Below are 20,237 nucleotides of genomic sequence, written 5' to 3'. Positions count from 1 at the left end.
TGGCGGGGCAGCTACAGCGCCTATGGCTTGACCAAAACCAAGACAACGAGCCGACCTGGCCATGTCGCGCAAGCAGGTGTCCAAGGCATTGAGCTGAACCTGCGCCTGCCGGGCCAGTACTTCGATGCCGAGACCGGCTGGTACGACAACGGGCTGCGCACCTACGACCCGCTGCGCGGCGAGTACCTGGAGCCTGATCCGCTGGGGCCGCTGCCCAACATCAAGGCGGCGCTGGTGGCCTGGGCGCAAGGGCGGATCGCCCAGCCGCTGACGCAGCCGTTTGCGTATGCCAACCACAACCCGCTGATCTATGCGGACCCGACCGGGCTGATCCTGTTTGCGTTTGATGGGACGGGGAATTCTGATCCCGCTCAGAGCGGCAGCAGCCTTTCGAATGTGCAGAAGCTCCTTCAAGCATATGACCAAGACCAAAATGGAAAGGCTTTCTACATCACGGGCATCGGCACCACCAATAAGCACATGCAGTTCGAGGGCAGCGAAGCTGCCGGAACAGGCTTCCGTGAGCGCGTGGATTTGGGTACCGAGTTCTTGGAAGATTTCATCAAAAGCGATACCGCCAACAATGGCAAGTGGCTGGATGTGGATGTGATCGGTTTCAGCCGAGGTGCGGCCGAGGCGCGTGCCTGGGTGTCGCAGATCGAGAAGAAGTTGAGCGAATCGCGCGAATTCAGCACATCGAATACCGGTGAAAACAAGCGTTGCATCAACTTCAGGTTTTTGGGCGTGTGGGACACGGTGCCCCACGCGGGGGCCGATCATGGCGATGAGAAGAACTACGATTTTTCCATTCCAGCATCCGTGGGCCTTGCGGCGCATGCCGTCGCAATGAACGAACACAGAGGAGGCATCGCGGATTTCGATGTCGAGTCAATCCACGCCAACGGTTCGACGGCAAACACGGGTACGCGCATCGAAAGGGGCTTTGTGGGTGCCCACTCTGACATTGGCGGCGGTTATGCCGAAGGGGATCTGAGCGACGTGGCCTTGATGTGGATGATTGATCAGGCCAGCTCACAGGGCATTGCTTTCGATGAAGAAAAAATCAAAAGCAGTGGTTGGAATGTCGTCAGCAACCCTGTCGTCCATGATTCACGTGTCGGCAAAGGCTTCAAGGAATGGCTGTGGTCTGATGGCGGCGACAGAGAATTGGCCTATCGAGATGGCAGTCGGGTCAAGCAAGAAAATGCGGTCATGCACGACGGCGTGACCAGCACGGACAAAGCCCGGGAATCGATCAAATACTTCACCAAAGCTTGCGGTGCCGACGGAACCATCGTCGGGCTGATAGATGTGAAGAAATACGAAGCATGGCTGACAGGTATTTCGGTGACGTTTCAGCCATCGCCCTCGGTGCCTGAAGGTTGCAAACTCAAATAGCCCCCATCAAAAGGAAGCATGATGATCAGGTTGAATGTATTGACGCGGCGCAGTTTGCTGGTGTTTGGCGTGCTGGCAGGGACGGGTTGCCAGTCCTTTGGTCAGGACACGGACGGGCCTGGGATGACGCTTGAGTATGGCGGCTTGATTGATGACAAAAGCATCTCCATCAAATCAGCCAAACTTCCCGATGGGAAGCCGTTTACTAATCCAGGATCAATAGGCGGATTTGGCATCAAGAAATGGCGAACTTGGCGCAACGTGCCGACCAAAGTCATGGCGGCATCTGGCGATCACCGAGGGCTGCCTGAATGGGTTGAGTTCACGTGGCAAGAGCCAGCATATCCGGGGCTGAAATACAAAGATTTCCCAACTCGTGAAGCGTTCGATCAAGCGTATGAAGAGAAGTACGCCAAATTGCCATTTCAAAAGCAGCGTGTTGACATCAAGCGCAGGGTTCCCCAGTCAGTAGTGGACGAGGTGGTTGATTCCAAGCGAGAAGCAAAGCCAGGCAAGGTCGCGAACAAGACGCTGTGGCTCTACATCTTCTGGACGCCCGATGGCGTGAAGATGCGTTGGGCGATGCGTGACCAGGCGGTAGGTTCTCCCGGTGGCTTTGGCGATGTCGTGCATGAGGGCGGTGATGACCTAGACCGGTACAACCGTTGAATGAGATGGAAATGAACATAAGGAGAACAAAGGGTGTGCTGGTTTCTCAGATCCCGTCCGCACTCTTGGCTTCCCTACTCTGGGGTTCATGGGCATTCTGGGTGGGTCATGAACGAGGCCATGATTCGAATCTGAGCGTGGCATTCCTCCAAGGTGCGGCCAGCTTTTTCATCACGCTGGTATTGGCTACCGCAGTCGCTGCGATGTCGATGCGTCTGCACCGTTATGCAAGCCAGGTCTGGTTGCCGCCGATCCTGACGGTCGTTTGTACGACCACGATGTTGGTGACCATTCATTGTTTGGCAGGCACTGCCCACGTCTTGGCCACCATTGTTCCGCCATCCACAGTGGCTTTCGGCTACTGCCTTCATCTCAGCCATCGATTGGCGCGACGGCCGTTTAAAGAAATGTGCCGCTCATCGGGCGCAGTTGATGCGCATCCCAACATGGAAATTGACAGATCCTTGATTAATCGGCGACCGATCAGAGTGCGGAGCAGCAAACTGGCTGCCGCAGCGGCTCAGTGGCTGACGGCAAATAATGTGACCCCTAATCAGATATCGGTGATGAGTGTGGTGTTTGCCATGGCGGCCGGGATGGCGCTCGTTGCTCGCGCACAATTTTCAGGATTAACCGAGTCGATCTGGCTGATGTTGGCGGCGCTCTTCGTGCAGTGCCGACTGCTGTGCAATCTGTTGGACGGTATGGTGGCTGTTGAAGGGGGCAAAAGCACACCCGCTGGTGAGTTGTTCAACGACATGCCTGATCGCATCGCCGACGCAGTCATCTTGGTGGCTGCCGGGTACTCTGTGCCCACCATTCCTGCTGCCGTTGTGCTGGGCTGGATGGCCGCAGTGCTGGCGGTCCTGACTGCATACATCCGGGTGCTGGGTGTGTCCCTGGGCGCGCATCCGGATTTTCGGGGGCCGATGGCCAAGCAACATCGCATGGCCGTGCTAACCCTGGCATGCGTACTGTCGCTGCTTGAGCCATTCAGCTCACTCAAAGGTGAATGTATTGCGGCAGCCTTGATGGTGATCGTGGTCGGCTGCTGTGTCACTTCTTACAGACGAACCCTAGCGATGTATCGATTTCTCAGCCAGCGGACTTGATGTCCGATATGAATCACTTCAAGACCCAGGCCATGACCTTTGACTTCATTCCGCAAAACACCCAAATGGCCATGTTGGGCGTTGTGGCACTACTCATCAGCGCTTCCCTCATCTGCTTTGTATTACGCCAACTCCAGCCTCACAAAGATCATCAGGAGTTGAGGCTTCGGATCAACTCCTGGTGGTTGATGGTGGGCGTTGTCTTTACAGCATTGCTGGTGGGGAAAACAGCATCGGTCATCTTCTTTGCCTTCCTCAGTTTTCTTGCGCTCAAGGAGTTTCTTTCCATCGTTCCGATTCGCGAGCCGGATCGGCGCGTCATCCTGTGGCTCTACCTGGCCATCCCTTTGAACTACTACCTCGTCTACATCGAGTGGTATGGCACTTTCATCATTTTTGTGCCGGTTTATCTGTTTCTGTTCATCCCGTTTCGCATGTTGCTATTGGGCGAGACCAAAGGATTCATTCGATCCGCAGCCACCTATCACTGGGCGGCCATGACGACGATCTTCTCGATTAGCCACATTGCCTACTTGCTGGTTTTGAGCAGCGATGTCAATCCGAAGGGTGGGGCCATTGGTCTGGTGCTTTATCTGGGTTTTCTCACACAGTTCAACGATGTCGCTCAGTTCATATGGGGGAAAATTTTCGGCCGACACAAGATCATTCCAAACATCAGTCCAAACAAGACGTGGGAGGGTTTTGTGGGCGGAGTGATTACCACCGTGGTGGCCGGTTGCCTATTGGCCGAGCCATTGACGCCATTGACGTGGCAGGAGGGGCTACTGGCAGGCAGCATCATCGGCCTGGCAGGCTTTATCGGCGATCTGACGATGTCCGCCGTGAAACGCGATCTCAACATCAAAGATACCGGCAATCTCATCCCCGGGCACGGCGGCATCTTGGATCGCATTGACAGTCTGACCTATACAGCGCCTCTGTTCTTCCATTTCATTTATTACCTCAAATACTGAGGAGATGCTGTGTTAGCCACTGCGTTGAAACTGCTGTTTTTTGTCTTGATAGTGCGGCCGCTTGTTCTGCTTTTGCTTGGATTGAACGTGGTGCACCGTGAGCGGTTACCGCGTCAAGGCCCTGCCATTCTCGCGGCCAATCACAACAGCCACCTTGACACGATGGTTCTGATGTCGCTGATGCCGTTGCGCCTGCTGCCCAAAGTTCGGCCTGTTGCTGCTGCCGATTATTTTCTGAGCAATCGATGGTTGGCTTGGTTCTCACTGAACGTGATCGGGATCATTCCCTTGACCCGTTTGAGCGGAGTGCGCAAGGAGGTCCTTTTCGAGGCATGTCACCAAGCTCTTGAGTCAGGCCACATCCTGATCATTTTTCCTGAGGGTAGTCGTGGTGCCCCTGAGGTAATGCAGCCGCTGAAAAAGGGCCTTCATCACCTGGCGAAACCGCATCAAGGATTGCGGGTGATTCCCGTGGTGATGCATGGATTGGGCAAAGCCTTGCCCAAAGGAGATCCCGTGCTTGTGCCATTTAACTGCGATGTGGTTGTGGGTGAGGATGTGCCGATGGCTGACGATGCCGAGGTTTTCATGCTGCAACTGAAATCGGCATTTATGGAGCAAATAGAACGGTGTATGACCCGCCCGCAGTTGCAGGAGGATTGACGCGTGATGCCTCTGCTTGGTTGAGGGCTGCGGCCAAGACCTGGCGCAGCGATGGCCAAGGGGGTAGATTCATTCAGTTACAACATCCACCCGAATGGGGGCACTGCCTCGACAGTTGCAAGCAAGACAATGCTGGGTTGAGTTTCAGGGAGTGAATATGAAAAACCAATACAAATGGATTCCAGTTTCCGCGCTTTACATGGCCTTGGCTGCCTGCGGGGGCGGCAGCGACGCACCGCCTGCGACTCCGCTGGCCAACATACAAGGCAAAGTTGCCTATGACGCGTATGCCTCACCGGCCGGTATGTTGTGTGCGAACAGCACCATGGGGCCCGGACTGGAGGAAACCTGTGAAGAGCCAACGTCGTCCAGCGTCCAGATCGCTCAATTAAACGCGTATTTGTTGAATCCGGAAGATGGCAAATTCGTGCATTTCACAACCACAGGTTTCAACCTTTTGAGGGACAAGAATGGCATTTATACCTACGGAGGTATGCTGTCCCGGGACGTGTATGTGGGCAGGCACAGATTCATGCTGGAGAGCAATACCTACGGCCCTGAAGAGGCCACTTTCGGGCCCATAGGTCCGGGCATGCACTACATGCTCGCGGGTGGCGATACCTCTCGACAGCTGATTTTTGAAACCGGTTACGCAGCGGATTTCTCGGAACTGAGGCGTCAAAACTTGACCCCAGAATGGCAACCTGGTTTTTCTGTGCCGCTGATAAATTGGGACAATTGGACGGCAAAACTAGGGCTGCGCTCAGACTGGCTTGATGCGCCCGATGAAACCCTGTTGACGTACACGGGGGCGGTCAACATCCAAGGTGACACGGGACGGGCGGGTGTCATCAACCCTGAAACTGGAGGCACTGTGGCCAGCGACTCCAGTGTTGATTGCGACATCGACGCCGTCTTGGATTTGAAGTTGAGTCAAATCAGGGTTCAAATCAATTCGTGCACCAGCGCCGTCGTAGAAATGGGGACTACCGCAGCCACTTTCGACACCACCGAATGGCACTTTGATGTACGCAAGTCCGTCGTGTCAAAAGGCATGTTGCCTATTCAAGTGAAAGTAAGCAACCCAGGCCTACAACTTTCCGTTGATCAAACCATTGCGGACATCACCGGCGGAATCTACGGGTCTCAAGCTCGCACGATCTACATTGAGGGTCACGGAGCGAACTCTGCCATTCGATTGATTGCGATGCGGCCAGAGTTGCTGGCGCCGTAACCGGTGATGCTTCTCAGAATATTAAAACGCCCCCGGGCACCTGAACTGCTGCACCTCGCGCAACCTGAAGGGGTTGAACGCGCTGCTCGACGTCACTTCCAGCTTGGCCCGCTTGCCATCCACATTCACCACCACAGTGAAGCGCTCCGGCTGCCCCGATGGCTGCACCTCAAACCGGTCGAACATCCGGAACAGCGCCCACGGCCCATCGAAGGCCACGCCCGCGCCACCGGCCGACAGCTTGATCTGCGAGGCCACGCGCTGGCTGGGCCAGTTGACCGTGACCGGCGTGGTGTTGCCTGCCGCGAACTTGGTGACCTGGCCATCGATGTCCAAGCTCAGCTCTTTGGCCCCATCCAGGAACTCCAGCGCACGGATGTCGACGCGGAAGGACGGCGCCTTGCCGCCATTGCGGAAGAACACATCCTTGATGCGCGCAGCCCGTTGGAACTCGGCCAAAGCGGGCGGCGCGGGCGGCCGCGTGCCATCGGTCAGCGGCTTGAGCGACCAGGGGTTGCTGCCCGTGTCCACCAGGTTGACCAGCTTGCGTTGGTAGAAGTCGTCGATCAGGCCGCCCTGGCCGAAGAACTGGCCAAAGTCGTCCGGCATCACGTTGGCCTGCGAGCTGGCGCTGAAGGGATAGCGGCCTGCAATGGCGCGGGCGCAGAACTCGGCGATGGGCTTGATCTCGTCGCTCAGGCTGGCACGCTCGGCCCCACGGCTTTGCGAGGCGCCGGCATCGGACAAGGCGGTCAGCATCGACTTGATGGGCTCGGGTTGCTGGCCAGCCGCGGCCTTGATGCGGTCGGCGCCACCGGCGGGCGGTGGCGGCGACTTGCTCTTGGCGGCGGCATCCACGGCCGACAGCTGCACGTAGACCTCGTTGAACATCTTCAGCGTCTCATCAATGGGCGCGGGCTGGCCGGTGACCTGGCGGCGGATGTCGGCGAAGTGGTCGTCCACGATGCGCTCGATCGGGCCGGCGGCCGCATCGGCGGCGGGCACGGGTTGCGCACCGCTGAGCGCGGCCAGCTCCTTGCGGGCGGCCTCGGCCTTGTTGGCAACGTCGTTCAAGGGGTTGCCAGCAGCGGCGGCCGCAGGGGCGGGCACCAGCGTGGTCTCACGGGCCACGGCGCGCAGATACGCGGCCAGCGGTGAGTCCACGCTTGAGAGCACGCGCGCCACCTGGATGCTGCGGTCCAACCCGCTCAGCTTGACCAGGTGCACATCGGCCAGGTAGGCGTCCCAAGTCTTCACATAATCTTCAAGATAAAGCCGGCGCACGCGCTTGGGCAGCTCGCCGGTCAGGGCGATGTCGCGCAGCTTGGCGGGGTCGGTCTTGGTGCCCAGGATCCAGCCTTCTTCGGTGGCCAGTTGCAAGGTGGCTTTCTCCACCGACTTCTGGAAGGCCTTCTGATAACCATCCCGCGTGTACAGGCCCGGGATGCCCTTGGTCAGCGGCTGGCCGCTGGTGCGTTCGAACACCTGCGCGGCATTGGGGCCAGCGGCGCCCGCCACGGTGAACTCGGGGATGTCCGAGCCGGTTTGCGCGCGCTTGAGGCGGCTGTAAACGCGGTACTCCAGCGGGTAGGACACCAGCATGTCGCGCACGCTGGCCACCAAGGCCGTGTCCATGGCCACGGTGGGTTGCGGTGCGCCCTGCGCCAGGGCGGCGTCCAGGTGCGAGTTCAAGGCCCCGCGTTGTTCAGGCGTGAGGCTGTTGGCCAAGTTCACTTCCCAATCGATGCTGATCCAGGCCTTGAGCGTGTCGGCGTCGAACTTGTCGGGCGTGTACAGCATCAGGTAGGCCTTGAGGGCCTCGTAGGCCAGCTCCAGGTTGTCCTTGTTGACGCTGCGCAGGCGCTCTTCCAGGCGCTTGGCCACGCGTGGCATCAGCGCATGTTGCAACAGGTGGTTGAAGCCTTGCTGCGCGCCCGCGTCCAGCTTGTCGCCCTGGTACAAGCCCAGGCCGTTCAGCAGGGGCGGGTGGGCGATGTCGAACTCGGCCGGGTGGGCGGCGTTGCGCACCAGGTCGAGGATGGCGGGCAGCGGCGTCACATCGCCTGTGTTGGCGGGCGGGATGGCGTTCACGGCCTGCTGCAGCTCGGGCAACTTGCCCTGAATCTGCGCGATGTAGGCCTTGTTGCGGCTGTAGCTCACGGCCCAGCCCACCAGCAGCGCGGTGCTCAGAACCCCGATGCTCGCCAGGGCCACCCAGCGCATCACGGTGCGGCGTTGCTCTTCCTTCTTGTTGACGCCGACCAGGCCTTGCTCGGCGAAGATCACGTCGCGCAGCAGGCGGTGCAGGAAGAAGCTCTTGCCCTTGCCGCTGGACAGCGAAGCCACCTTGCGCTCCACGCCAAAGGCGCGCGCCAAAGTGCCCATGACGCGGTCGATGGGCGTGCCCTCTTGCGTGCCGCTGGCGAAGTAAATGCCGCGTAGCAGCGGGCGTTGCTCGAACTGCCCGCCGCCGGTGAAGACCTGCGTGAGGAAGTCCGACAGAACGGGCTTGAGGCTGGCGAACTCTTGCGGGAAGGCGAACACGGCGGCGCGTTTGAGCACCTCGCGCTCGGCGTCCATGCGGTCGATCAGGCGATCGCGCAGGCGCTGCTCCAGCGCGCCGAACTCGCCCATGAAATCACCCAGCGGTGTCTCCTTGTCTTGCAAGGGCGCGTCCGCGTTGTAGGGCAGGCTGAAACCCCACACCTGGTCGCGTTCTTCCTTGTTCAACTCGCCAAAGCTTTCGTTGAAGCCGGCGATCAAATCGGCCTTGGTGACCAGCACGTACACGGGCACGCTCAGGCCCAGCTTGTCGTGCAGCTCTTGCAGGCGCGCGCGCAGCTTGGCGGCGTGCTCTTGCCGCTCATGCACGCCTTGCTGCAACAAGTCCTGGATGTTGACGGTCAGGATCACGCCGTTCAAGGGGCGGCGCGGGCGCGTCTTTTTCAGCAGGGCCAAAAAGCCGTCCCACGCGGCCGCATCGACCTTGCTGTCGGATTCTTGTGTGGTGTAGCGGCCGGCCGTGTCGATCAACACGGCCTCGTCGGTGAACCACCAGTCGCAATTGCGCGTGCCGCCCACGCCTTTGACGGAGGCCTGGCCCAGCTTCTCGGCCAGCGGAAAGTTCAGGCCCGCGTTCATCAGGGCCGTGGTTTTGCCCGAGCCCGGCGCGCCGATGAAGATGTACCAGGGCAGCTCGTACAAGTGCTGGCTGCGCTTGAACAGCGAAGGCTTGCGACTAGTTTGAAGCACGCCCATCGCTTGCGTGAAGCGCTCGTTCAGCGTGGCCACTTCACGGTCAGAGGCGGATGGCCCACCCGTCATGCCCTGCACCAGCGCCGCGTTGGTGCGCTTGCGCTGCCAGGCGCCATGAGCCACCTTGGCCGCCAGCAGCAAAAACAGCACAGCGATGATCGCCAGCCTGAACACCATCGAGTCAAGCGGACGCGACTCGCCAATGGCGATCAGCGGCCCGACCCACCAGATGATGGCCGACAGAGCGAGCAAGCCCAGCACAGCCAGGAACACGGGGTGCAAGAGCACCTGCAACAGCTTTTTCATGCGGCGATCCTGAAAATCATTGAGCGGCGGCGGGTTGCACGAAGAGCGTGACTTCCACGCGGCGGTTCTTGGCGCGGCCCGCAGGCGTGGCGTTGTCCTCGACGGCTTCGGCGTCGGCACGGCCTTCAGCGCGCATGCGCTCGGGCTTGACCTTGTTCGCTTCCAACGTGGCCTTGACCGAGGTGGCACGCTCTTGCGACAGGTGCCAGTTCGAGGGGTAACGCACCGAGCGGATCGGCTGGTTGTCGGTGTGGCCGGTGATCAAGACCTGGCCGGGCACGCCGTTCAAACCATCGGCGATGCGCACCAGCAGGGGCTTGACGCGGCCTGCGATGTCGGCGCTGCCGGGCTCGAAAAAGCCATCGCCCTTGATGGTGACGATGGACCGATCGGCCAGGTCTTGCACGGCCACCAGGCCCGCTTCGATCTCGGGCTTGAGGAAGCCTGCCAAGCGCGGTGCCGGTGCGGCCACGGGCGGTGGCGGCGGTGCTGTGACCGGTGCCGCCTTCACGTCCAGGCTTTGCAGCGCCGAGAAGGTCGCATCCGACTGGCCATTGATGCCAAAGCGCATGCCGATGAAGGCGAACATCAGCAGCACGCCCACGATGGCGCCGATCACCCACATGGGCAGGCCATCGCTCAAACGCGCGGTCTGGGCGGGCACGCCCTGCCAGCGCGGCGACAGCGTTTTGTCGTAGCCGCCACGGCTCTTACGCAGCAGATCAGCCAGGCGCACGCGCACGCTGTCGAGCTGCGCGCGGCCGTCGGTCTGCACCTTGTAGCGGCCTTCAAAGCCAAAGGCCAAGGCCACGTACAGCAGCTCCAGCAGATCGCGGTTGGTCTCGATGTTCTCGGCCAGCTTGGACATCAGCTGGAAGACTTTCTCGCCGCCCCAGGCCTCGTTGTGAAACTGCACCAGCAGGCTTTGCGCCGACCACGCGCCCGAGCTGCCCCAGGGCGTGCTCGCGGCCGATTCGTCCAGCAGCGTGCACAGCACGTAGCGCGCGGCAATCACCTGTTCGTTGGGCAGGCCGCGTTGGCGCGATTGCGCTTCGAACTTGCGGATGCCATCGGCCAGCGCATCCTTCAAGCCAGCGGGATTGGGATGCTGGGCCATGGCGCGGATGCGCGGCGCGGCGTTCAGCAAGGGCGCAGCCGCCGACACCAGCGGGTTCAGGCTGGCGCTCATCAGCGCATCGAGCGTGACCGAGCCGGCACCAGGCGGCAGCCCGCCAATGGGCGCGGACGATGGCGCGGCGGCAGCACCCGCAGGCGGCGGCTGGCCAGTGCTTGATGCCCCCGGCTTGCGCCCCGCGCTGGGCTTGATGATGGTGCGGTCGGATTCGAACGCGGCGAAAGGATCTTCTTCGCTCATGGCAACCTCAACAACTCAAGGGACCGCTTGATGACTTGGCTTGGGGCCCGCGTCAAGCGCGGATGGCCCAGAACTGCAACTCCAGGCCCGGGAACTCGCCAGCGATGTGCATGGCCAGGCCGCCCGAAGTTTCCAGCTGCTTCCACATGTCGTTGCCACGCGTGTCCAACTCAAAGTAGTTGAACCCGGCGTGGTACGGAATCTGGCGCGGCGCGACTGGCAGCGGCCGCAGCGTCACGCCCGGCAGTTGCAAATTCACCAAATCGCGGATGCGCTCGACCGTGCCAATCTTGACCTGCGTGGGGAAGCGCACGCGCAGCGCATCGGCCGGCATTTGCGCGCCCACGGCCAGCACGAAACTGGCGTTGCGCTGCAACTCGACATCGGGAATGGTGGCCACGCGGATGCCGTACTTGCGGTCTTGCAGCTCGATCGGGATGGCGGTCTGCTCCAGCACCGCCGACAGCGACTGGCGCAGGTCCTGCATCACGGCGCGAAAGCACGGCGCCAGGTCGTCGTGCTTGTACTCGGGCAGGTTCGCGGGGCGGCGCTTGTCGCGGAAGGTGGACAAATCGCCAGCCAGGCTCAGGCAGGTTTCGTACAGGCGCTCGGGGTGCAGCACCGACAGCTTTTGCAGGTGCGCGAACACGGGCTCGTTGCGGTTCACGGTTTCCAGCAGCAGAAAGTCGGCGATTTCGCCCACGCCGCCGCGGCCACCTTGGCCCATGCGGGCAGCCAGGGCCTCGCCGCGCTGGTGCAGCATGCCGTGGATCTCGCGCACATAGCCGTCCAGGATGACGTTGTTGGGCGCGTGCAGGGTGGGCGCGACGTAGGCGGTGTCCAGGATCAGGCGGTTGTCGGCGCGGCGCTCGGTGATGCGGGCGGCGCCCAGGTGCGTGTAGCCCTCGCTGGCATCGCGGGCCAGGATCAGGCGCAGGTTCAGACGGCCGATCTGCAGCGGCGCTTCGCGTTCGGCGGCGGCGTTGGTGTCGGCCACATCGACCTCGGCCACGCGAAAGCGCGGGGGCATGGAGCCGCCCGAGTCTTCGGCGTCGGATTCGGCCACGCCGGGGCGGGCCAACGAGACGGCCAGCACGACCAGTTCGTTGCGGGCGTCCAGCGGCACGTCGAGCGCGGCAGGCGCGGCGTCATGGCCGGGGATGTGGAAAGCAGTGCCATCGGGCAGCACGCCGCTGGCCGAGGCGACGGCGATCTTGCCCTGCGCCAGCGCGGACTCATCGAGCACCAGCGAATAGAACCCCCAGCCATAGCCCATGCTGGAGGCCAATCGCGCATCCAGCTGGTGTGCCAGATAACGATCGTGCTGCTGGAAATGTTGCGGCTGGAGGAACATGCCCTCCGTCCAAACCACCTTGTTGTGCCAGGTCATATCCGAATCGTGTGTGTAGGGCTGATCTTGAACTGTACGTTACAGAAGGGGCCTGACAGGGCGTGGAGACCCCCCTAGCTCTTCAAAAATCACTGCCTGCAAACTTGACGCCCCCCTTGATTCAGGGCGGACAGTGCCCGCTGAAGTCTCTATGATGACGGTTTGAGCCCCCGGTGTGTCCGGGAAGCCCCCATTGTTTGACCTCGGGAGATTGCCCATGAAATTCGCTCAATTCGCAGTCCCCGCTGTGGCCGCCCTGATTGTGCTGGCCGGCGGTGTGTTTTCCTCTGCCCGGGCCGACAGCGCCCTGGACATCGGCGCCAAGGTGCCCGACGCCAAGGCCATCAAGGAAGGCCTCTTCCCTGAAGACGCGTGCAAAGAGTTGGAGGCCAATGGCTTCAAATGCATGGGCTTCAAGCCGGCCATCCGCTATTCGCTGCCGGCGTCGTCGTTCCAGTTGGGCTCGGCCGATGTGCCGCCCTCGCTGAAAAAGCAGCTGGACGTGTTCGCCGAGGTGCTCAAGTCCAAAAAGGGCTCGGGCAGCGTGGTGAAGATTGAAGGCCACGCCGATGCGTCGGGTTCGGCAGATGCCAACCTGGTGCTGTCGCAAAGGCGCGCTGACGCGGTCAAGTCCTATTTGGTCGTGCAGGGCGTGGACGCCGCGCTGCTGGCCTCGGTCGGTGTGGGCACCAAAGAGCTGAAGAACGCGGCCAATCCCTTCTCCGGCGAGAACCGCCGGGTTGAGATCGGCCGCCAAAAGTAAAAAGCCTCTGAAAAATTGCCTCAGTGTTCGGTGTCCTTGTACCAATAAGTTCTGCGCTTCTTGGCATTGACATTGATCTCAGGTTTTTGCACTCCCAATCCGGATCTCGAATCAGCGCCTGAGTCGCCCCCCCCGCCAATCAGGAACGGCAGTTGACGAGATTGCCCGTCGACGTTGACGGTGACCACCCCGTAGACGGGCGATGGCAGCAAGCCACCGCCATCAAAGACGGTGGCGGTGGAGGCGCCCGTCATGAAGTCGACGCTGTAACTGCGGGCTTTTCCGAGGTTGGGCTGGCAGCTGAGGTTGCTCAAGGCTTCGGGCTGATTGGTGCCAAAGTAGGTTTTGCCCGCGACGGTGAGCGGTGCGTTGACACCTTTTTCTCCTGCATTGGCCAGGTTGATGTAGAAGCCGCTCAGCGATTTGTCGTAAGGCGTGGTGCTTGCATTGAACAACGAGGATGGGGCGGTGTCGCCAGTCGCGGAGGTGTCGTCCACCACAGGCGTCCAACTTGAACCATCCACGCCAACCTGCGTGTCCTTGATCATGTAGAACCGGTTTTTGATCAGGGCGGCTTGCTCCGTCCTCAAAGGATGTTCGCGGTCGCCCGTGACGTTGAGCACCGTGTCATAGCCTCGGGTCAGCACGACATCGGGCGGAAAAAAGAACTTGCGTTTCGTGGTGCCTGTTCCGCCCAGGCTGGCGAAGTGGGTCACTTGCCAGTGGCTGGGTGTGTTGCCCCCAGTGGGCTCCAGGTCGCCGCGCCACATGTTGCCGCCAGTGTCGGCGGCATACAACCTGTCGATGTAGCCATCGAAGTTGCGATCAACCAGCGTGACATCGGCGGGGATGGCATAGGTCATGCCTGCAAGCAGGCAGGGATTGCCTGAGCACTTGTTGGTGGTGCCCCCTTGTTTGGCCTGCCACAGCAGGTTGCCCGTGAAGGCGTCGAGGATGAAGATGCCGCGTCCCATCACGTCCGCCGTGGGCGGTTCGGCGTCTTCATTGGTGTCGTAGCCTGCGCCAAAGATCAGCACGGGGTTGGTGTTGCCTTTGATGCGAGCCACCTTGGGTTGCGACCAGGTCTGGCCCAGCTCCGACCCCAGGTCGCTGTTGGTGCGCTTCCAGAGAAATTTCGGCGTGCTGGGATCGCTCACATCAAGCGCGTAAATCAGTCGGCCGCCGCGTCGTGCCGTGAGGTAAATGTAGGCCTTGCTGCCGCTTTGATAGACGCTGGTGGAGCCATCGAAGAAATAGTCTTTTGGTTGCAAGGGCGCGACCTGAGTGGGGGCCATTTTCAGCCCCGGTGTGTTCAGGTATTGCCGTTGCAGCTTTGAGTAAAACTCGCTGGGCACAAACCCCCACAACTCGCCCCCTGGCGGCACGCCGCCGATGTTGCACGTGCTGGACAAGGTGCAAGACCCCTTGGGTTTGGTGGTGTCGGAAGGGTTGTTGGGTTGGTTCCCGTTGACCGCCCGGAAAACGCCGTCGTTGGCGCCGTAAAACACAACGACCCCCGTCGTGCCCCCGTAGTTGATCACGGCGGGGCGTGAGTGCAGCACATCGCCGTGGACGGAGCCGCGCATGGTGATCCGGGCGTCTGCGGTCGCGGTCGATTCCGTGAGGGGGTTGTTGTTTTCACCGCGCACCCAATTGATCAGCTGGCTGGCCGTGGGGCTGGTGCCGGCAATGCCGAGGGCAGCAGCGGTCAGGCTCGTGTTGGCGGTGCTGAAGGCGTTGGCGCTCAGGGCCGCGTTGCCCGTGCACCCCGCGGCGGGGCAGGTGTACAGACTGCGAGAGCTGTTGGGCGTGGACGAGGTGTCGCTGTAGGTGTCGGTGAGGTACCGGAGTCTGATCTGCTGACTGACACCACCTTTTTCAACGATTTGCCCGTCCTCGGCGTCATAACCTGCGCTGACACCTTGAGCGCTGTTGGTCCAGAACCCGCCCGCTGAATCTGGAAGTGTCCCGGTGGTCTTTGAGCTCCAAAAGCTCGTTGCCGTGGGCAAGATGAAACCCGTGCCCGCGGAATTGAGTGCCTGCTTGGCATTCATGTTGGCACCGTACGGCCCCCACGATGAGTCGGCCAAGAAAAGCTCGGGGGAGAGCGGGTTTGAGGTGTCCACGCCAAATTGGTATTGCTTCAAATTGCCCAACCAGCGCGGCGCGCCCGTTGCGTCCGGTCGGAACATCGCCAGGAAAACCTGATTGAGGTAGGTGCCCTGGGTGCTGGCGCTGACCGGCAAAATAGGGGCGGCGAAAACGCTGTTGACGGCTTGCACTTCATTGAAAATTTGCTTCAAGGCGCTGGTCAGCCCCGCGATGTCGCCCAGTTGCACCACGAAGTATTTGCCCCCACCTTGCTTGGCCATGCTGACCATCAATTGCTCGTAGTCAGGGTTGGTCCCGTCACTTTGGATGATGGTGTAGGTGGTGATGCTGGGGAAGGTCACTGCAGGATTAGCGGTGGCGCCCGCGAACATGAATTTCGCCCACTCGTCGGAGTAGTCGCTTTGGTACTTGGCCGCTGCGGTCTTGAAAGGCGAAATGGGTGACTTCCAGGCCGGCAAGGTCAACTGGGGGGGCGCCGTGGTCATGAGCTTGGATGACTGAAGCGCCGCGCCACCGGCGTTGCCGCCATCCTGCGGCTTTTGGTTGTTGGTCGCCAGCGTGAGGTAAACCACAAAGTTTTTGGCGCAGGGCTGACCGGTCAAACCTGGGTAAGTGGTGCCGGACAGGCCCCGCTTGGCTTGGAAGAAAGCCCAGCCTTCCTGCATGGCCTGGGCGATCTGGTTGTTGTTGCTTTTGTCGCTCGACAGTCTCAATTGAGACACGCGGGTCAGCATCTGGTTAACCCCCCGCCCATCGGTGCCTGTGCCATCCATCAGCAGCAGCGAACTGGGCGGTGGTGTGGGCGAGGGCAATACGAACGTGCCGCCATCGGTGGCGCCAGACGGGAAGTACATCAGGCCCAAGCTGACGTTGCCATTCAGCACGGTGTCTTGCCCGATCGCCTTGATGGCCGTGTACAGGCCGCATTGCTCAAACCCAAAGTTCTTGCCGGGATCGTTGACCGTCAAGGCCGCGCACGTGAAACTGGAGCTGGCCGAGGCCGCCGCCGCGTTGTCAAAAATGATCAAGAGATTGGGCTGTGATGCCCCTTGCAATCCGCCGTAGATGGCAATGTCCTCGGCATGGGCGGCCAGGCTGGCGACCAAGAGGCCCGACAGCAAAAGCGAACGTGCCAGATGGGGCGTTTTCATGTGCAACTCCTCAATGATCAGCAAGACGTTCCAACAGGAACGCGCACCGCCACGCCTTGGTGCGCGGTGGCGGTGGCGCCACCGCCAGCAGGCGTGGTGGCGGTGGCCGTGATCTCCCAATTGGTGTTGGAGCACAAGGAGTCTCCGCCCGTGTCCGCACCGGCGATGCCTGTGTTTTGCGCGGCACCGCTGGCGTAGCACGGGATGTCGTCCGAGTTGGCGGCATCCAGTTCCGTGAGCTTGATCGCCTTGACGCTGGCGCAGGCGGGCGTCGGCACGCTGACGATGTACGTTGATCCCGTTTGCCCGCTGTCGTTGATGTCAACGACCACGGAGCTTGCTGCGGGAGCAGCCGTGAACGGGGTGCTGAGAATGGTCTCGACGGCATGCAGCGCGGCGGCCTCCGATTCCTTTTGCAGCTGCATGTTGCCCACGACCTTGACGTTGACGTTGGTGGCCTTGATGGCCGAGCTCACGATCAGGGTGAGCAGCAGCATGAAGACCATGGCCATCAGCAGGGTGGCGCCGTTTTGGCGCCGTGCAGATCTGAGCGCGAGCTTTGTAGTGATCATGGCTATTGTTCTCTCTGACCGGCAACATTCATCAAGCGGGAGACCGTGCTGTAGACATGGCGTTTGGTGGCGTCATTGAAGGGCCCGACCACGCCCGTGCCCAGCCCCATGTCGTAGGTGCGGGTATCGGTCCAGCCCGGGCTGGTCTCGGTGTTGCGGGCGAGGACATGGACACGGACCGCGACCACGTTCGACCAGTTGGTGTTGGCGACCGTCCAGTCGTAAGCGGGCGTCGTTTGAGGACAAACTGCTGTGGCGACTTCGGCGGCGGGCGGGCTACCCGGATTGCTGGTGTAGCAGTCCGGAGAGCCGTTGGCATCCATGTCGATGCCGTAGTCCATTTGGAAGTTTTCGATGCCTTCAACCAAGGGCTTGATGGACATCGCACCGTTCACGTACTCCGCCACTTTGAGTGTGGGAATGGTGTCGGTGCCGCACTCGTTGCAGGTGCTGACAAAGTAAATGCGCTGCACGACCTTGCGCAAGGCGCTGGGGTTGCTGGCCAGGCAATCCTTTTGCTTCAAGGTGAAGTTGCTGGCCGTCCCGCCCGCCACGATGAAAGGCAAGGTGTCGGTGGCGCAAGTCGACAGCTGGAAATAGATTTCCGCTGCGCTGGGTGAGGCCGCCGCCGTCACGTTGGTGCTGACCCGCGAAAGCACCACCACCGCGGTGTTTGCCTTGACGTTCTCAAGGCAGCCAGGGGCGGTGCTCAGCGCGTAAATGGGGAATGGAACGTTGGAGGTGCCTGGACTGGTGGTGGCGGTGTAGCCCAGTTCGGCAATGGTGGCAGGACACGCTACGGGCGCCACGGTGCCAAAAGCAGTGCTGCTGGATACGCCCACGAATCCCGCGAGCTGCAATTCGTCCCCCAACAGATGCAACGCATAGCGGCCGTTTTCGATCTGTCTGGACGATTTATCCAGCTCTGAACGTGTCTTGACGTTGGCCACTAAAAGGCTGCTCAGGCCCGCCAGAAGGAACAGACCAATGGCCACGGCCACCATCAGTTCGACGAGCGTGAAACCTTGATGGCGCGGGGGCCTGCGCGGAGGGTTCATGACAGGGCTCCGATCCGGATCTTGGTGGTGATCACCCGGTGCAGCTTTTCATTGCCATACAAGCCGTTGCCGCAGGTAAACGGGGACCCGTCGGCCAGCGTTGGCGCAGCCGTTGGCGTCAAGCCCTGCCATGACACGGCGATCAGGTACACATTGCTGCCGACGCTGTCCTGAGTCACGCAACCCACCGCGCCGATCATGGCGCCGACCTTGGCGGTCGACAGGGTTTCGCTCTGGCCCTTGATCTGGCCGTCCCACGAGCCAAGATCGGCCGCGACTTGCGCCTGCTGCCGTGCGTTGCCCGAAGCGCAGGTGGGAATGCTTGAGCTCAATGTTCCTGTGCCGACCTGCACGCCAGTCGCGCCGTTGGAGTAGCAGGTGGCGACCTGGCGATTGGCATTGAGGCGGCTCGACATGTCCTGCAGCAAAAGCAAGGCCTGGACGCGTTGGTAGGCTTCCATTTCCCCCAGGTTGGACCGGTTGTTGACCCATGCCAGCCCGAGCAGGCCAAACATCAAGACGACGAGCGTGACCAGCACCTCGATCAGGGCGATACCGCGGCGCTGCATTGAAGAGGATCTGACCATCAACATGCCCCCAATCGGTTGCTGGGCACGCCGCTCAGGCCGATTGACACGCAACGCGGGCTGACCCCCGACATGGCCGAGGCCGACGTCAAGGTGAACTTGGTGCTGGTGGTGGTGGATCGACCGTCTTTGCCGTAGCTGATTTTGTTCAGGTCGGCAGAGTCGGTGATGCTCAGGCCGTTGTAGGCCTCTTGGTTCAGCACGGTGCTGGTGCCTGCCAATATCGTCCATCCGCTGCCCCAGGTGGTGCCGGACCTGAGCAGGTCAACGCTGGCGTTGCGCGTGATGGCTTCGCTGCGCGTTTGGGTCAGCGCGGCCATCAGTTCAAAAGCGGCGTTCTTGACGCGTTGATTGGCGATGAATTCGCGGAAAGACGGTGCGGCCAGGGCGGCCAGAATGGCCAGCAGGACGACCGTGACCATCAACTCGATCAAGGTGAAGCCTGTGGCCCTGTGGCGCGTCACGGCAGGCGCGCCCAGGGGGTGTGAGGCGGTCAAGATCCCCAGCATGATGTGACTCCGGCCGCACCAGAGGCGGTCTTGCTGCCCGTCTCGTTCAGGGTAAGGGTTCCGCAGCGGGTGTCCCCACTCAACTGGTTGTTGATGGGCGTGGCCGTGATGGTGTAACTGGGTTCGGTGATGCCGGCTCGGGGCGAGGTCACGGTGATGGTGTAGTTGGAAGAAACGTCGGACGGCGCCGTGGCGCTCAGGGCGCTCAGGCTGCCGGCGTAGGCTCGGGCATCGATCAAATACCGTTGCTGAAGGTTGCTGACTTCGAGCATGAAGCTCTTGGCGGCGGCGCGGTTGGCGCGCAAAACATAACTCGTGTACGACGGATAGGCCACAGCGGCCAGGATCGCCACGATCGCCACCACCACCATCAATTCGATCAGCGTGAAGCCACCTACCGCGCGCTCGGGTGTGACGGCTTTCATGTTGGGCTGATCAGGGGCGATTGGCATGGCGATGTTCGTTGGCGGGCAAATCAATCGAGGCACTTTTGTCCGATTCTAGGAAGAAGCGCTTGCAGCACGTCGCCGTTTATCGGTGCGAAATCACCGCCTGTTTGCAAGTTGGAGCAACATGCGCAATTGGTCACGGTGTGTCGAAGGTCACGGGCCTTGACAAGCTTCGGATGCCTCAGGCGCGGTCCAGCCGGAACACACTGACCGCCTTCACCAGCTCGGCAGCCTGATGCTTGAGGCTCTCAGCCGCCGCCGCTGATTCTTCCACCAGGGCCGCATTCTGCTGCGTCACCTGGTCCAGCTGGGCCACCGCACCACTCACCAATTCAATGCCGCTGGTTTGCTCTTGCGTGGCGGAGCTGATCTCGCCGATCAGGTCGGTCACGCGGCGCACCTGGCACACGATGTCGTCCATGGTCTGCCCGGCTTCGTCCACCAGGCGCGAGCCGGTTTGCACCTTTTTCACGCTGTCGTTGATCAGGCCTTTGATCTCTTTGGCGGCGTTGGCGCTGCGTTGCGCCAGGCTGCGCACTTCCGAGGCGACCACGGCAAATCCCCGGCCTTGCTCGCCAGCGCGGGCCGCTTCCACGGCGGCGTTCAGCGCCAGGATGTTGGTCTGAAACGCGATGCCGTCGATCACGCCAATGATGTCGC

General features: G+C 61.1%; 17 protein-coding genes. 7 read left to right on the top strand and 10 right to left on the bottom strand.

Translation table 11 applies throughout. From position 1 onward, the window contains the following. The 6 genes from H7225_RS07290 to H7225_RS07265 form a co-directional block, all read left to right on the top strand. Positions 1-1,398, top strand: a 1,398-nt coding sequence (locus tag H7225_RS07290) for a DUF2235 domain-containing protein (protein ID WP_290660341.1), incomplete at its 5' end; no start/stop codon positions are given. Positions 1,399-1,416: 18 nt separating this feature from the next. Continuing rightward, positions 1,417-2,067 (top strand): hypothetical protein, encoded by a 651-nt coding sequence (locus tag H7225_RS07285; protein WP_290660339.1) that lies wholly within the window; start codon positions 1,417-1,419, stop codon positions 2,065-2,067. A 137-nt stretch (positions 2,068-2,204) separates the two neighbouring features. Next, positions 2,205-3,179, top strand: coding sequence for a CDP-alcohol phosphatidyltransferase family protein (locus H7225_RS07280; protein WP_290660338.1), 975 nt, complete (start codon positions 2,205-2,207; stop codon positions 3,177-3,179). Positions 3,180-3,187: 8 nt separating this feature from the next. Beyond that, positions 3,188-4,153, top strand: coding sequence for a phosphatidate cytidylyltransferase (locus tag H7225_RS07275; RefSeq protein WP_290660336.1), 966 nt, complete (start codon positions 3,188-3,190; stop codon positions 4,151-4,153). Positions 4,154-4,177: 24 nt separating this feature from the next. Further along, positions 4,178-4,816: a lysophospholipid acyltransferase family protein gene (locus H7225_RS07270; protein WP_290660334.1), complete on the top strand. Its 639-nt coding sequence runs from the start codon at positions 4,178-4,180 to the stop codon at positions 4,814-4,816. Positions 4,817-4,973: 157 nt separating this feature from the next. After that, on the top strand, positions 4,974-6,050 hold the full coding sequence (locus H7225_RS07265) for a hypothetical protein (RefSeq protein WP_290660333.1): 1,077 nt from the start codon (positions 4,974-4,976) through the stop codon (positions 6,048-6,050). Positions 6,051-6,071: 21 nt separating this feature from the next. On the opposite strand, the gene tssM is transcribed toward H7225_RS07265, so the two are convergent. From tssM to tssK, 3 genes are read right to left on the bottom strand one after another with little or no spacing between them, the layout of a single operon-like run. Continuing rightward, a complete protein-coding gene (gene tssM / locus H7225_RS07260) occupies positions 6,072-9,611 on the bottom strand; it encodes a type VI secretion system membrane subunit TssM (RefSeq protein ID WP_290660331.1) in 3,540 nt (1,179 codons plus the stop codon). 16 nt (positions 9,612-9,627) lie between these two features. Beyond that, a complete protein-coding gene (locus H7225_RS07255) occupies positions 9,628-10,986 on the bottom strand; it encodes a DotU family type VI secretion system protein (RefSeq protein ID WP_290660329.1) in 1,359 nt (452 codons plus the stop codon). A gap of 52 nt (positions 10,987-11,038) precedes the next feature. Beyond that, positions 11,039-12,376, bottom strand: coding sequence for a type VI secretion system baseplate subunit TssK (gene tssK, locus H7225_RS07250; protein WP_290660327.1), 1,338 nt, complete (start codon positions 12,374-12,376; stop codon positions 11,039-11,041). Positions 12,377-12,593: 217 nt separating this feature from the next. Here tssK and H7225_RS07245 point away from each other — a divergent pair, with 217 nt between their 5' ends. Next, entirely contained in the window at positions 12,594-13,139 is a 546-nt protein-coding gene (locus tag H7225_RS07245) for an OmpA family protein (RefSeq protein ID WP_290660325.1), read from the top strand. Positions 13,140-13,159: 20 nt separating this feature from the next. Here the strand turns inward: H7225_RS07245 and H7225_RS07240 are convergent, their stop codons facing one another. From H7225_RS07240 to H7225_RS07210, 7 genes are all read right to left on the bottom strand, one after another. Continuing rightward, positions 13,160-16,402, bottom strand: a complete 3,243-nt coding sequence (locus H7225_RS07240; protein ID WP_290660323.1) for a PilC/PilY family type IV pilus protein — start codon at positions 16,400-16,402, stop codon at positions 13,160-13,162. 17 nt (positions 16,403-16,419) lie between these two features. Beyond that, positions 16,420-16,974, bottom strand: a complete 555-nt coding sequence (locus tag H7225_RS07235; RefSeq protein ID WP_290660321.1) for a pilus assembly protein — start codon at positions 16,972-16,974, stop codon at positions 16,420-16,422. A gap of 2 nt (positions 16,975-16,976) precedes the next feature. Further along, positions 16,977-18,032, bottom strand: a complete 1,056-nt coding sequence (locus tag H7225_RS07230) for a PilW family protein (protein WP_290660319.1) — start codon at positions 18,030-18,032, stop codon at positions 16,977-16,979. Then, positions 18,029-18,601: a type IV pilus modification protein PilV gene (gene pilV, locus H7225_RS07225; RefSeq protein ID WP_290660318.1), complete on the bottom strand. Its 573-nt coding sequence runs from the start codon at positions 18,599-18,601 to the stop codon at positions 18,029-18,031. The genes H7225_RS07230 and pilV overlap by 4 nt, the downstream gene beginning before the upstream one ends. A 17-nt stretch (positions 18,602-18,618) precedes the next feature. After that, positions 18,619-19,128, bottom strand: coding sequence for a GspH/FimT family pseudopilin (locus H7225_RS07220; RefSeq protein ID WP_290660316.1), 510 nt, complete (start codon positions 19,126-19,128; stop codon positions 18,619-18,621). After that, on the bottom strand, positions 19,113-19,553 hold the full coding sequence (locus H7225_RS07215) for a type IV pilin protein (protein WP_290660314.1): 441 nt from the start codon (positions 19,551-19,553) through the stop codon (positions 19,113-19,115). Before H7225_RS07215 ends, H7225_RS07220 begins: the two co-directional genes overlap by 16 nt. Before the next feature lie 205 nt (positions 19,554-19,758). After that, positions 19,759-20,237: methyl-accepting chemotaxis protein (locus tag H7225_RS07210; RefSeq protein WP_290660312.1), on the bottom strand; the 479-nt coding region annotated here is incomplete at its 5' end.

It is taken from the genome of Aquabacterium sp., assembly GCF_014378415.1.
Lineage (GTDB): Bacteria > Pseudomonadota > Gammaproteobacteria > Burkholderiales > Burkholderiaceae_C > Aquabacterium.
This window is presented reverse-complemented; position numbering and strand designations above follow the sequence as displayed.